This is a genomic window from Peribacillus loiseleuriae, assembly GCF_001183985.1.
Classification (GTDB): domain Bacteria; phylum Bacillota; class Bacilli; order Bacillales; family DSM-1321; genus Peribacillus; species Peribacillus loiseleuriae.
This window is the reverse complement of record NZ_LFZW01000001.1, coordinates 284,077-298,433: the sequence shown is the minus strand read 5'-3', so window position 1 is coordinate 298,433 and position 14,357 is coordinate 284,077. Positions and strand designations below refer to the sequence as shown.

Sequence of the window (14,357 nt, the reverse complement as noted above, 5' to 3'; positions counted from 1 at the left end):
AACGGAAATTGCTACTAGAATGAGTGTTAATACACCTGAAGGTATTTAAAGCCGCAAATGCACCGCCTAAAATGAGAGCAACCGATAAAACGACTCCACCAATCTGACTAGAGGCTACTTATTTTATTCTTAATATAATTTTTCCTTTTGCTCTACCTGATTTGGAGTATTCCATAGCCTTTTGGGCTTCCTCAAATAGGTATTCACGATCAATTACAGGATTAATTTTTTCAGATTCAATTAACTCAGTAATGATTTTTAACTGTTCACCGCTCGGTTTCATAAACAAAAAGGTATATTTTACATTATTTTATTTCTCTAGCTTTGTTATTTTATGAGTAGCAATTCGGAATAAATTGGTTTTTAGAAAACCAGAACCATATTTCTTCCCAAAACGGGCATTGGGTAATCCTGCAATAGAAACAATTTGTCCTCCTGATTTCACTATTTTAAATGCTTTTTCCAAAGTTTCTCCACTGATTGTATCGAATACTACATCATAGTTGTGTAATACCTCATCAAATTGTTCAGTCTTATAATCTATAATTTGGTCAGCCCCTAGAGACTTTACTAATTTGTACCCAGCTTCGCTTGTGGTCGTTGCAACATAAGCATTCATTGCTTTAGCAAGTTGTATTGCAAAGGTACCAACCCCGCCTGCCCCAGCTGGAATTAACACTTTTTGTCCAGCAGTTAACTGTAAAATATCATGTAACGCCTGATAGGAGGTAAGCCCTACTAAAGGAATTGATGCTGCTTCCACAAACGATAGGTTTTGTGGTTTTAAAGCTATGGCACTCTCATCTATTATACTCGAATGTTTATGGCATCATAAAAGTGGTTCTTTTCAACTAACTTTGGAAAGAACCATTTTTTGATTGCCAAATACAAAAGATGACTCTGTAATTATTTATCGTATTTTGCATAGCCGTAGGAATTATCTTTGCGAGCTATTTACCTTCGTTGAAAAGGATGGCTAGCCTAGCCCAAGTTAAGTACTATCTATATCCACTAACATACAATGTTGATTTAAGTCTCTCACCAAAAAAGAAGCCTCCCACAAGTTCAATGAACTTATGAAAAGCTTCTTTTTATTTGGTATGGCCGTTCTTACATCATGCCGCCCGTAAGGTGAAAGTGTGTAATATCTTTAACGACGTGTTCCAAAAGTGCGGTAAATCAATGTTTTTGATAATCAAAGGTGTAACATCTATAACGAGAATTTACCGTTTTTCATGAAATTGCGTTAGCAAAATGTTAGCAACTATTCACACACTCCTCCTGTGCGGAGTGTTGGTGGGTTTATTATAAAGGCTAGGTTCCTATTTCAGTGGAACCTAGCCTATTTTATATTCATCTTCAACTGTTGCTTATTCAACTAAAGCTATTCCACAATCACGCCTGATTCTAGAATAAGATTAAAAATAAATATGATTGAAGATGTAAGCAATTAAACCTTCTAACACCTTTTTGTTTAATATATTGATCCCGTAATTATTAATTTCTATATTTCCCCATCAAAAATGAACCTTATGTATCTTTTCGCAGGCTCTATCTTAAGAGTGAATAAAAAATTTCTCGTGCTTTATACTATTCAAGATTAATCTAAATTCGTCACTAAAGTACTATGTTCGTTTTCAAGACGATTAGTTGAGTGTAGAATGATTTTCACAAAATATACATTTGGAGGAAGTCATAATGGGCATTCAAAAAGTGGCAGTTATTACCGGTTCCGCACAAGGTATTGGTAGAGGGATAGCTGAGAGATTAGCAAAAGATGGTTTTTCTATCGTATTAAGTGATCTTAATGAAGAAGTTTTGAAGGAAACAGAAAAAGAATTCAAAAATAAAGGTGTAAATGTAACCTCCTTTGTAGGGAATGTAACAAAACCAGAAGATCAAGAAGGATTAGTTAAACATGCTGTAGATACATTTGGTAATGTTGATGTATTTATTAACAATGCAGGAGTAGAGGGACAAGTTGCCCCTTTAACAGCAGTAGATCCTAAAGCTGTAGATTTTACTTTAGATGTAAACATTAAAGGTGTAATTTACGGAATTAAAGCCGCAGCAAACCAAATGAAAAAACAGGGTACTGGCGGTAAAATTATTAATGCATGTTCTATTGCAGGGCAAGAAGGATTTGAAATGTTAGGTGTTTATTCTGCCACTAAATTCGCAGTTAAAGGATTGACTCATGTTGCCGCTAAAGAACTTGCCCCATTTAAAATTACTGTAAACTCCTATTGCCCGGGAATTGTAGGAACAGGAATGTGGGAACGACTTGATGAAAAAATGATGGAACATATGGGAACGAAAAAAGGCGAAGCCTTCGCGAAATTCACTCAAGGCATCGCACTTGGCCGTCCTCAAACTCCAGAAGATGCGGCTAACCTAGTATCCTTCTTGGCATCTTCTGACTCCGATTACATCACGGGGCAAAATATTCTAACTGATGGTGGTATGGTTTTCAATTAATCTATTCATATGAAGAAAGGGACGAACGATCTACAGCTGTTCGTCCCTTTCCAAAGTGAACAACATTCCTCAAGCCTTAACGACTAGGCACGTAAAACACCATCAATAATGATAGTAGATTTAGAATTTTGAAAATATAAAGATATAAAATAGTTCCTCAATTATTTGCTAAAGCCCCTCATTAATTTAAATTCGAATGAATCACAATTTCTTTCTTCAATTAGTAGTGAACAGTCTAGATACCTACTTATTTAATCGGTTCAATCCTATCGGTACATTAGTACAAAGATAATAATAAAACTACTCCTAAAACAAACTAATTGAAAGTAATGAATTTATATATTAAAATATATATTATAGATTATCGATAATCTATAATATATAACACCTTTAGCTAGCCACCCTATACACTGAACTATGTTAAAATATAAAGATATAAATTTATTGGAGTGGTTTGATGGGGTTTGGTGAAAATTCAATTTCTAAAAAAACAATTTCAGAACAAATAGCTGAACAATTATTATTTCGCATATTTTCTGGTTATTATGAACAAGGCCAGCGACTGATAGAAGCGGAAATCGCAAAAGAGCTGCAAGTAAGTCATGCACCTGTCCGTGAGGCTCTTTATCTTTTGCAAAAAGATGGTGTAGTTGAAAAAGTACAACATAAAGGTGTAAGAGTTAAGACTATTTCGGATCAGGAATTGAAGGATTATTTGGAAGCGCTTTATTCCCTATTGAATTTTGCACTTACAAGTTGTGAACCAAAATGGACTACCAATTTGCAAAATGAACTATTGCTTCGTTTTGAAACGATGAAGCAAAAAAAGTCTGCTGAAAATATTTATGAATATGTTGTTTCGTTTGCCCACTTGTTAGAATTGTTTTTTGAGGTTACAGGAAATATTGCGATGCTGCGGTTCTTTAAAGAAACCATATTTGTTACAAATGTAGCTGCACAAACAAAATGGAAAATGAATCTACTTGAATCCTATCATGAGTCCATTCATACGTTTATTAAGTGTATAGAATTGTCGGATTTTGAAAAGGCCCGAACAGCTATTAAAGATGTTATTTTATGGCACCATTTTAATTAATTTTATGGGGGTAATATATATGAAAGCGGCAGTTTGGCACGGTGTAAAAGATATTAGAGTTGAAGAGGTTGAATTAAGAGCTTTAAGAGAAGATGAAGTGAAAGTGAAAGTAGCATGGGCCGGTATTTGTGGAAGTGACTTACATGAATATCAAGAAGGGCCAGTATTCGTACCAGTTGATGCTAAAGCTGATTTAACAGGTGAAGTTGCCCCACTTACAATGGGTCATGAATTTTCTGGTGTTATCGAAGAAGTTGGCTCTAAAGTTACTGACTTTAAAGCAGGAGACCGTGTGGTAATAAATCCTACATTAACATATAGAAACAAACATGAAGATGTCGATCGTTATGATGGATTCAACTTCATCGGATTACATGGAAACGGTGGATTTGCAGAATATGCCAACGTCCCTGTAACAAATGTACATCGTTTAGCAGATAACTTAACATTACAAGATGGTGCATTAGTAGAACCAATGGCTGTTGCTGTACAAGCTGTTAAAGATGCTGGAGTTACATTAGGAGATTCTGTTGCAGTATTTGGTGCTGGACCAATTGGATTATTAACAGTGATCGCTGCAAAAGCATCTGGTGCAAGCAAAGTTATCGTATTAGATCTATCTGATAATCGATTAGAAAAAGCAAAAGAATTAGGTGCAACACATGTAATTAACTCTGGTAAAGAAGATCCTGTACAAGTTGTTGGAGCGATTGTAGCGGACGGGGTTGATGTATCCTTTGAAGTTGCGGGAGTTGCTCCTACCTTTAAACAAGCAATTGATGTAACAAAACCACGTGGTAACATGATGATTGTGTCAATCTTCGCAAGACCAATCGAATGGAATCCAATTCAGCTTACAAACACTGGTGTTAATATTATGTCTTCCATTGTTTATACACCATCAATTTTCCAAAGAACAATTGATGCAATGAGCTCTGGTCAACTAAATCCACAAGGTATCATCACAAGTCAAATTGAACTAGATGAAATCGTTGATAAAGGATTCGAAACGTTAACAAACGACAACACTCAATCTAAAATTTTAGTCGCGATGAGTGGAGCAAAATAATACAATTGATAGATTAATATAAATCTATTCTTAATAAAGGAGCATGGCTAATTGCAGCCATGCTCTTTTCGTATTACCTACCTGCATGAGTAACTCAGAAAAAGGTATTCACGTTCCAATCGTACCTAGCTAATGAAGAAACCTCCTATAGAAGATAATTTCTTGAACTATAGTAAACTTAATAAAGTTGAAGTAATTATTTTGGAACATTTCTTAGAAGTTTGTTTTAATCTAAAAAAGCTCTAGATTTTATTGGTTTTGTCTCCACTCCCATTATTAAAGTGGAGACATTTTTATTTATTAGCTATATTTGTACAGATTTTTATCATATAGAAATTATTTTACAAGGTCACACTTCAACTCCAACCAAGCGACCGCTTCACAATGTGTTGATTGTTTGTGGCAACACAGGAATGCTGGTTGGTTTATGATATAGGCTCAGATCCCATTTAAGTGGAATCAAGCCTATTTTCCCTGTCTAATCTTTAACTATTGTTTATGCAAACACCAACGCCAAACTCGGGTTGTAGAACACTAAAAATAATTGTTCCTCAACAAAAACGTTAAGCAATGCGTTTCTAAAATCTTGACGTAGATCCATCCTAATAAACAAGAACTTAACTCCGAAACAAGCAACATTCATCTTATTTCACCCTAGAACATAAATTATATTTAGGGAATTTTATAACATCGGAGGTTAAATGATATGTGTACTGCCATTTCATTACAATCTTTGCAAGGGGAAAACTTCTTTGGAAGAACTATGGATTTTTCCTATCCTATCGAACCCGGACTTTATGTAATACCAAGAAATCACCAATGGCATAGCCTTGCGACAATGAAAAAAAACATTGATCACTATAGCTTTATTGGTATCGGTCAAGAAACAGACGGTATGTTAGGTTTTTTTGATGGCGTAAATGAACGAGGGTTTGCTGCGGCAACGTTATATTTTGAAGGTTATGCTAATTATGAGTTACCGTTAGAAAATAAAGAGCCTGTTGCTTCCTTAGATTTTCTACATTATCTGTTAGGTTGTTGTAGCTCAGTAGATGATTTAAAGCCTTTATTAGAAAACATTCGTATTGTAGGTGTTCCCGATCCTGTTACACAAAAAGCCGCTCCCTTACATTGGATTGCTACGGATAGAAGTGGGAAATGTGTTGTGATTGAGCAAACGAAAACTGGGATTGAGGTAATTGATAACCCTATAGGAGTCATGGCAAATAGCCCTGATTTTCACTGGCATATGACCAATCTAAGAAATTATATGGATGTATCAACTACGCAAGAACAGAAAGTTAATTGGGGAAATGTATCCTTAATCCCTTTTGGCCAAGGAGCAGGAACGATACATCTACCGGGTGGCTTTACTTCTCCTGAGCGTTTTGTTCGTACAGCATTTCTAAAAACACATGCTAATATACCAGACAACCAAGCCGAAACAATTATGACATGCTTTCATCTGATGAATAGCGTTTTTATTCCTAAGGGCATTATTATAACGGATAGAGGAACTTATGATTATACGAAATATATTGCTTTTATGAGCACAAATACATGTGAATACTACTTTAAAACCTATGAGAATAATCAAATCTTAACGGCAAGTCTTTGGAATTATAATACACATGGTACGCAACCAATCTATCTTGGAAGTATTGTATACCCTTCTGCTGTCTGAACATACTTAGTTGTATACAATCTATTTGCTGGAAAGCAATTGATACCGTTTCTAAAATCACGGAACTAACACCTACTCTTTTAGTGCGCTTCAATTCACTTGAATAGCCCTCTCTTGAACTTGATGAACAATGGGCTATTTAATGCCTTGTTGGTGGGTTTATGGTGTGTTTATATGGAATACCCGGTTTCTCTATAGAACCGAGTATTTTAATTTCCACATTTTACAACACAAAACCTCTTGATTTTTTTTCATCAAAATAGGAACCCTCTTCGGAATATATTAATAATAGAAATACCATAAAAAACATTGTTAAAACTAAAATTTATAATAAAAGATCATCAGGAATTAAAGCATTACCATCTTTAAATTCCTTATCAACCAACACCACATTTTCTAGATTTGTATTTCCCCAAATTGATGATGGAATGTGTTCAAACACAATAATTTGAAAATCACATTTATACTCTTCATTAATAGAATTTATGAAATCATTAAGAACCTTGAATGCAATTGGTGACACCAAAAACGAAAAATCTAAACGAAAAATTGTTGTGGATGAAGATGTAATCAAAGCTTTGAGCCTTAACAAAGAAACTCAAGCGAAAATCATTCAGCAGTTAGGTAACGCTTACTATAATCAAGATTTCATCTTTGCTAAAACAGAGAGACACCCCGGATATCCTATCGTTATTAAAATGGTACAACTTAGGATGGCTAGACTTCTTGCAATCGCAAAATTAAACCCTGACTTAACACCTCACTCATTGAGACATACACACACTCCGCTTTTAGCAGCAGCAGATATCGCACTTGAACAAATTATAGATAGACTTGGCCATTCAGATGATCAAATCACCAAGAATGTCTATCTCCACGTGACAAAAGAAATGAAAAAGGAAGCTTCCCAAAAGTTTGCACAACTAATGAGAAGCCTCGATTATGATCCTTTATGTTAGCAAAATGTTAGCATTTCACTTTCACCTTACATACAACCCCTTATATATCAAGGGTTGAAGCGGCTTATTACATCATGCCGCCCATTCCACCCATGCCGCCCATATCAGGCATACCCATGCCGCCAGCACCAGCAGGTTCTGGTTTGTCAGCAACTACTGCTTCTGTTGTTAAGAACATTGCAGCTACTGATGCGAAAAAACTGTATCATTTATAGTTGTAAATAGAATCGACTACTTCTTAGGTTATATCTAACATTTTTAATATAAAGCAGTTATAGAAAAATGTAAAGATTCTTTTGGTTTTTTATTACACTATTTCCATTACCAATGTCATTAATCCTAGCTACCACCTAATACATATCATAAACCCTTGTAATCAGTCGATAATATCTCCGTTTTCACAAAAAAAAGAAAGACACCCTTTATGAGTGCCGAAAATGTTCGTTTTAAATGGAAATATTAACTTCGTAATACGGTCTGTACATGACATAGAAAATTAGCAAAAACATGATTATATCAACGTTTATTATTTTTCTTTCTATTATATATGTGGTTGTATTGCATAGTTCATTCATAGCATTTATTAATAACTTAAGCCTTGTACGAACTAACTCAGATATATCATAATTTGTAAAAAGAAAAACCATGTATATAAAATTCCAATAATTTTATAAGGAAAGCCATGGTGATATTATTTCCGTCCATGATTTATTTAATAACTTGTGGATAATAACCTTAACTAAAAAATCACCTATTACTAAGCAAATAGGAAATCACTTTTAACCTTGACATTAATTTGGAAGCCTATGAGTTTCTCAACTCATTTTATGTGAACAACAGTATGATTTCGCTAATCATATGTACTAACTATCACGAAAGAGAAAAATCACATAAGATTTCCCTTGATATATCTTGGTTTTCCACTTATCTAATCTGAACGATCACATAAGATTTCCCTTGATATATCTTGGTTTTCCACTTATCTAATCTGAACGATCACATAAGATTCCCCTTGATATATCTTAGTTTTCCACTTATCTAATCTGAGCTATCACATGACGATCACATAAGATTTCCCTTGATATATCTTGGTTTTCCGCTTATCTAATCTGAACTATCACATGACGATCACATAAGATTTCCCTTGATATATCTTAGTTTTCCACTTATCTAATCTGAGCTATCACATGACGATCACATAAGATTTCCCTTGATATATCTTGGTTTTCCACTTATCTAATCTGAACTATCACATGACGATCACATAAGATTTTTCAAGCCCAGAATGGTACATACTTAGCATACTTTTTCGACTTATTTTCTGGGTCGTAATCTTTAACCAATCCGGCTTCAATAGCATCTGCAATAATTCTTGAAGCAATAGAATAATTTTTTTGAGCTATTTGAAGACGTTCTCGAAACGTTTGATTAGTCATATAGTCTGATGATACATATTTCAAACAGCTATGCTGATAACACGCTCTAATTTTATCTTGTTTGTCCATATGAGATAACTTTCTATAGGCATACATTATAACCTTCATGGAATTAGTTCCTTCAATAAAGTTAGGTGCAGGTAGTTGGTATTCTTCAGATAAGTTAACAATTTTATCAATACCACTCCCCCTTTCCTCACACACATTTATTCTTCTCATAAAATATGCAAGCTTTTCATTCCTTGATTGAGGACTATGGTCAATTAGCCTTAAATAGTTAATCAAAGGCTTTCCTGGATTAGTAATCTCAATTCTATCTGCGAATATCTCTATCATGGGACCCGTACCAACCTCATTGAAATCTTGATGAATAATAGCATTTGCTACAGCTTCACGAATTGCAAGTTCAGGGTACATTTTTACTTCTTTCCTAAATACAGCACCGATTTCTTCATTTGTTGGTAGTTGGTCATTAATGTAATTAATCAATCCTTCAAAGCCAATTGCATATCCCTTTCCACCAACTTGCTCTTTTTTGGCGTTAAGCCTATCTTTACCTTTGTAAATAACTACCCTTATTGCTTTTCTAGCTAACTTTTCAAAGCTGTGTAAGTCTTTTGCGAAAAGAATTGCACCTAGATTTGTAATATCATAAAGTTTCCCGCTCTTAACCATCATCTTTTCTTCTTCAAGTTTGTTAAGAATGCCGGACTTATCAGTTGGCAAATTTTGATTTAACAAACTGAAATAGCTTGGATAATCAAGTAGCTTTAGAACTGTATCCTCATCAACCGAATGTAAAGCAATTTGACTTTCAAATACTTGATTACTAGTTTTTGTCCATATCTTCCTTGCCTTCTGAGGATATTCATCTAACTTTTTCTTGTATGACCCTACTCTAATATATGCAATTCCTTTAAAACTTACCGGCATATTATTTGTAGCATCCACTTTAAACATTACCAAATCTTTATCATTATATTTAAACTCAAAAATTTTAAAGTCTACACGAGGGGCAATTATCGTCGCAAGCCAACTCTCAAGTTCTTGATTCCCAACTTTTTTTGTCCGAGGTTTGAATTCAGTCCCTATAACTTCACGGGTTTTATCATCAATTCCATATATTAAATAACCAAACTTTTGATTGTGTAAACAAGCAGAATTAGATAGAGCCGATAAATATTGACCAATCAAATCAGGCTCGTCATTATTAACTTTAAATTCAACCCACTCATTTTCATTCATTTCCCGAAATTCATCAATTAAAGAACACAATTGATTATTATCCAAACACTCATCTCCCTAAAATCCTTTTATCAAATTTTTATAAACTAGGTATTATTAAACATTATATATCCGTAAAAGCACTATATATTCAAACTAATGCAGGAAAAATCAAAAAAGTCAAGAAACTAATATAAATATGTACATTATATCATAGTAAAACCCTTTATCTTCTAATACCTTTCTATAATACAGCAACGATTATCCTTTTTTATTATTAATGAGTATAAATAGAATAAGGTAGTCAATAGACTACCTTTTCAATCCTTCACGTTCCAATATCCTGTATATCGTACCTGTACCAACCTTAAAGGTTGTACGAATATCATTTATAGATTTCCCATTTTTATAGGCTTCAATTATTGCTTTCATTCGTTGTTCTTCCTTACCACCATTAATTAGCTTTGTTTTACGTCCTCTGAATTTCCCTTCACTTTTAGCTATCTCTATACCTTCCTTTTGACGCTGCTTAATCATCTTACGCTCAAACTGCGCTAGACCTGAGAAGATAGTAAATAGTAGCTCACTCATAGGGTTATCATCTGAAAGGTCCAACCATTTATCAGTAATAGACTTCAATCCTGCGCCTTTACTCTGGATCGTTTCAACAATTGCTAATAAGTCTTTAGTTGAACGTGATAACCGACTAATTTCATGGATAATTACCATATCACCCACTTCAAGTTCCTCAAGCATTCTTTGTAATTCTGGACGTTCCATTGTAGCACCGCTCAATTTTTCAATATAAAAGTGTGTACATCCTACTTCTTTTAAAGATTTCTTTTGACGAGCGATGTTTTGACCTTCACTGCTAACACGGATATATCCAACCATTTTCATTTAAACCACTCCATTACCGTTATCTATAATAATAACTTACTAGTAATTACGGTAATAGTCAAACGGTAATAAACCTCAGTCTTGAAAGCCTTGATATGACTGTATTCCATTTTGCACCTGTTCGTTACCGTTAAAGTGTAGTCTATCGGTAATGAACACATTTATGATATATCCTTTTAATCACTACTCCATAATAAAACCTCATCCATTTCTAAAGATGAGGTTTCTGATGATCAAAACAATAGATGTTTCCTTTAAATCGTTCATTATTAGATATGCAAAAATCTTTAACTTTTACAGATACTCCTATACCGCACGTTTTACAAGTTTCCACTTGATTAAAAGAACCACCAGAATCCCCTTTGCTACTTTTAGCTTTTAATATCTCAACATGCTTCTACCTTACATTAAAATAGGGGCAATTAGATTGGGTATGCCCCTGTTTTTTTATTGTCATTTGACTAAGCAACAATTAGCGCTGTATCATTAATAAAAGACTAATTAAAAGGGAGTGCTATTAATGAACAACTCTGAAGAATTTTGCCCTCATTGTAACGCTAATTTACAAGGTGACCCTATCCCAAAAGAGTCTCAAAAGTATTATAAATCCACACATTTCACTAGAAAAATTGGACTTACTAAAGTTGAAAGAGATAGAATTTTGAAATGGCAATGTCCAGATTGTAATAAGGAATGGGATGTATAACGATTGTTAGCATCCTTCACATATACTTCTATTGAAAAATTATATTAGCTCCACAAGCCGTCCAGACTAACTCTTGCCAATGAAAACCCTTAAATTTACAATTCAATATTTCATCCCCTTTATCTGTCTTTTAATCCCTTCCTACACTGGTACTTAACGTACTCAACCAAAAGCCCTTTGAAATGTTCTCCCATCATATTATTCAATTAATCCTGCTTGCGTAAACAATTTTCTTTTTAGTTTAGCCTTATCATTATCCAAAGACTTTTTAATTCCACCCGCAATATGAAAACTACTTAGGGAAAAGGTTTTAAACATTTCTTCCACTAATTCCAATTGCGTTTTCGCTAAATTTTTACCAATTTCATTGGATGGTTTAGTGAACTTGTTATTTTTAATATCCGTATAAATACTAACGTTCTTCAAATGATTAACAAATGCTAGATTGTCTTTGATTTCTTCCTTTTTTAAATTCAAACTACCATTTCCCGTAAAGTTTAACATCATTTGATAAAAGGCGAAATTTTGCTTATTTTTAGATTCATGGCTTCTCAAACGATTGTGAAATTTTTTCCAATCATGTTTTTCTTTGAAAAATGACTTAGTAGCTTCTTGATAAATAATCGGTAGTTTCGCTAATTCTTCATGAGCAAATTGGGCTAAAGCGTATGACCTTGCATATTTATTATTTCTGAATAATAATCTTGATTCCTCCAATAATTCTCCTGCATTCTCATAAACACAGATATATGCTTCTTCTAACTTTTCAAAAGAAAGAGCAGTCAATGTATCCACCCCAAACCATTATTTTTCTCCTATTATACCAATTTTTGTATACCAAACAAAAAAATAGAACTGATTATGGTTCGCTCCTTTTAAATGTCAAATTTAGACCAATCCTTAAGCAAATTACTCATTCTTTCCGCAGGAATATTACAATTCATCGGTTCGTCTTTACGGATATACCTAAAGATAAATTGCTTACAGCCAATAAATCTTCGTTTACACTCCCATACCTTGTGGTGAAAATGAAAAGAATTGATGGGATAGATCTATTCTTTTATAGGTAAAACGCTCCTCTTAATGGGGGGGTTATATGTTGAACTTTTATATGATTTGTTATTTCTGCATTTTCTTGAACTCGAATTACAGGTCTCCTAACGATGGTCTTCTAGATTTAAAGTTAAAATTCCCGCCTCTATATCTAAGTATTTTATTGTAATTAATGAATTCCATACTTCTCTTGCTTGTTTGTTATTGATTTAGCTCATTCTGAATTCAATAAAACTCCCTCTTTTATTTATGATAAGGATCACCGAACCGCATCTAAGTACAAAGCTTTGGTCGATCATAACATTTACATTACTATAAAAAAACCCACTCCAGCTTTTGAAGAGTGGGTTCAGGCTTACGAAGTGCCATATTTTTCTAAAATAAGTCTCACTTCATTTATTTCGTTATTTATCAATTTGTCTCGCAATCCTCTTTCAAATTCTATATCCCTTGTTTTCTTCTTTAGTTCTTCTATCTTTTGTTCAATAAGTGGAAGAACTTCATTATCACGATAACTTATTGCTTCTTCAACTGTTGAGAAATTTTTGTATATTGTCGTATCAAATACATTTGTATGAACTTTATAACCATAAATTACATACTCACCATTCTTCTTTTTACGTTGAGGGTAAATTAAATTTAATCCTTCAGAAGAGTATTTGCTTGTTGTATTAGTAGAGTTAAGTTTACTATTATATATACGAAGATTCTCTTTACGATTGTCAAGTGAATTTTTGTTAATATGGTCAACAGTATTGCCCCAATAGTCTAGCTCGTTGTACTCATTCTCTACTATCATTCTGTGTATTCTGACCGAGTGCTTATTGATACTTGTTTTCACCACATGATAATTATCTTTGCATAATGCTGTCCAATGAAATTTGTGTAAATATCTCTCCCAAGTAAGTTTGTCTACAATCACTTCTACCTTATACTTTCCTCCTGTAACGAATTTAATATACTCTTTGCCATCAATAATTGTTTGGGAAAATTCGTTTTTTGCTTGTAACTTCTCCAAGTTAGTTAATACCTCCAATGATTGTTCGAATTAACGTTAGATTTCTATATAGCAACTTTACTTCACCATATAATACCTATTTATATCTATTTAATTAGAAGTGTTCATTTTCTACTAGATTGTTACACTTTTTTCGAAATTATTTATTTGATCTATTATCCTTATATAAATGTCGCTGTTTGGATTCCAACTGTCTGTATACATCTCGAGCCATTCCAAAACTGCTTCTTCAGGTATACTGCGAAAAAAGTTAAAAAGATTATCTTCTTCAATCCATATTTGTACATTTAGAAATTCAAAGATATCTTCTTCTAACTCTCCGTCATGCTCTATCTCACAAACTACAATTTCATAAAACAATGCTTTTTCAACTTTTGTCATATTTAATTCACTCCTTCTTAGAAACTAGCATTACCAAAAAAATTGTTCTTATACATTATGTAAATTATTTAGTATACCCAGGTGCCAAATAAAGTAGACATGTTTATAGGTGCTAAATAAAGTATTTTTTTACAACATATCCTTGATATAAGAGCCTACCGCAGAAACGCTACGCTGGCTACGCTTATTCTTTGCTTCTTGTAGAAAGCAAGCTTTCTCCAAGCGGATTGTTAACTCGAATGAGGTGCAATTTTTAGATTCTTACAATTTATGATCCACTGTAATTAGAAGAGTGGTGCTAAAAAAGGTGTATTTTAAGCAGTACACGGTAGCTAAGCGCAAGCTTAGTGAAA

At 33.6% G+C, this 14,357-nt stretch carries 12 protein-coding genes and 2 pseudogenes; 6 read left to right on the top strand and 8 right to left on the bottom strand.

All coding sequences use genetic code 11. From position 1 onward, the window contains the following. Positions 1 to 118: 118 nt before the first annotated feature. Positions 119 to 808 (bottom strand): annotated as a pseudogene (locus AC625_RS01525) (NADP-dependent oxidoreductase); the annotation flags it as partial. An 896-nt stretch (positions 809 to 1,704) separates the two neighbouring features. Between AC625_RS01525 and AC625_RS01520 the strand changes: the two are divergent. From AC625_RS01520 to AC625_RS01505, 4 genes are all read left to right on the top strand, one after another. After that, positions 1,705 to 2,478: an acetoin reductase gene (locus tag AC625_RS01520; protein WP_218971228.1), complete on the top strand. Its 774-nt coding sequence runs from the start codon at positions 1,705 to 1,707 to the stop codon at positions 2,476 to 2,478. A gap of 457 nt (positions 2,479 to 2,935) precedes the next feature. After that, the gene (locus tag AC625_RS01515; protein ID WP_049679677.1) at positions 2,936 to 3,574 is read left to right on the top strand and encodes a GntR family transcriptional regulator; all 639 of its coding nucleotides are present in this window, start codon (positions 2,936 to 2,938) and stop codon (positions 3,572 to 3,574) included. Between the two features lie 19 nt (positions 3,575 to 3,593). Beyond that, positions 3,594 to 4,643 carry a 2,3-butanediol dehydrogenase gene (locus AC625_RS01510; RefSeq protein WP_049679676.1) on the top strand — a complete coding sequence of 350 codons (1,050 nt, stop codon included), beginning with the start codon at positions 3,594 to 3,596 and terminating at the stop codon, positions 4,641 to 4,643. 706 nt (positions 4,644 to 5,349) lie between these two features. Then, the gene (locus AC625_RS01505; RefSeq protein WP_049679675.1) at positions 5,350 to 6,327 is read left to right on the top strand and encodes a choloylglycine hydrolase family protein; all 978 of its coding nucleotides are present in this window, start codon (positions 5,350 to 5,352) and stop codon (positions 6,325 to 6,327) included. A 325-nt stretch (positions 6,328 to 6,652) separates the two neighbouring features. Here AC625_RS01505 and AC625_RS28420 read toward each other — a convergent pair whose 3' ends face one another. Next, positions 6,653 to 6,850, bottom strand: a complete 198-nt coding sequence (locus AC625_RS28420) for a DUF3732 domain-containing protein (RefSeq protein ID WP_180320049.1) — start codon at positions 6,848 to 6,850, stop codon at positions 6,653 to 6,655. Between AC625_RS28420 and AC625_RS01500 the strand changes: the two genes are divergently transcribed. Next, on the top strand, positions 6,813 to 7,286 hold the full coding sequence (locus tag AC625_RS01500; RefSeq protein WP_082190907.1) for a tyrosine-type recombinase/integrase: 474 nt from the start codon (positions 6,813 to 6,815) through the stop codon (positions 7,284 to 7,286). The two genes, AC625_RS28420 and AC625_RS01500, sit on opposite strands and share 38 nt — an antisense overlap. 67 nt (positions 7,287 to 7,353) lie before the next feature. Here the strand turns inward: AC625_RS01500 and AC625_RS28415 are convergent. The 3 genes and pseudogenes from AC625_RS28415 to AC625_RS01490 all read right to left on the bottom strand — a co-directional run. Then, positions 7,354 to 7,479, bottom strand: a pseudogene (locus AC625_RS28415) (hypothetical protein); the annotation flags it as partial. A gap of 1,081 nt (positions 7,480 to 8,560) precedes the next feature. Continuing rightward, positions 8,561 to 10,012 carry an ATP-binding protein gene (locus tag AC625_RS01495; RefSeq protein WP_245644889.1) on the bottom strand — a complete coding sequence of 484 codons (1,452 nt, stop codon included), beginning with the start codon at positions 10,010 to 10,012 and terminating at the stop codon, positions 8,561 to 8,563. Positions 10,013 to 10,258: 246 nt separating this feature from the next. Beyond that, on the bottom strand, positions 10,259 to 10,846 hold the full coding sequence (locus tag AC625_RS01490) for a recombinase family protein (RefSeq protein ID WP_049679674.1): 588 nt from the start codon (positions 10,844 to 10,846) through the stop codon (positions 10,259 to 10,261). A 520-nt stretch (positions 10,847 to 11,366) separates the two neighbouring features. Between AC625_RS01490 and AC625_RS01485 the strand changes: the two genes are divergently transcribed. Further along, complete coding sequence (locus tag AC625_RS01485; RefSeq protein ID WP_049679673.1) at positions 11,367 to 11,552, top strand: hypothetical protein; 186 nt, start codon at positions 11,367 to 11,369, stop codon at positions 11,550 to 11,552. A gap of 198 nt (positions 11,553 to 11,750) precedes the next feature. Here the strand turns inward: AC625_RS01485 and AC625_RS01480 are convergent, their stop codons facing one another. The 3 genes from AC625_RS01480 to AC625_RS01465 form a co-directional block, all read right to left on the bottom strand. Beyond that, a complete protein-coding gene (locus AC625_RS01480) occupies positions 11,751 to 12,338 on the bottom strand; it encodes an AbiV family abortive infection protein (RefSeq protein ID WP_049679672.1) in 588 nt (195 codons plus the stop codon). Between the two features lie 622 nt (positions 12,339 to 12,960). Beyond that, positions 12,961 to 13,623: an HNH endonuclease gene (locus AC625_RS01470; protein WP_049679670.1), complete on the bottom strand. Its 663-nt coding sequence runs from the start codon at positions 13,621 to 13,623 to the stop codon at positions 12,961 to 12,963. A 114-nt stretch (positions 13,624 to 13,737) separates the two neighbouring features. Next, positions 13,738 to 14,004: a hypothetical protein gene (locus AC625_RS01465; RefSeq protein ID WP_049679669.1), complete on the bottom strand. Its 267-nt coding sequence runs from the start codon at positions 14,002 to 14,004 to the stop codon at positions 13,738 to 13,740. Positions 14,005 to 14,357: the final 353 nt, after the last annotated feature.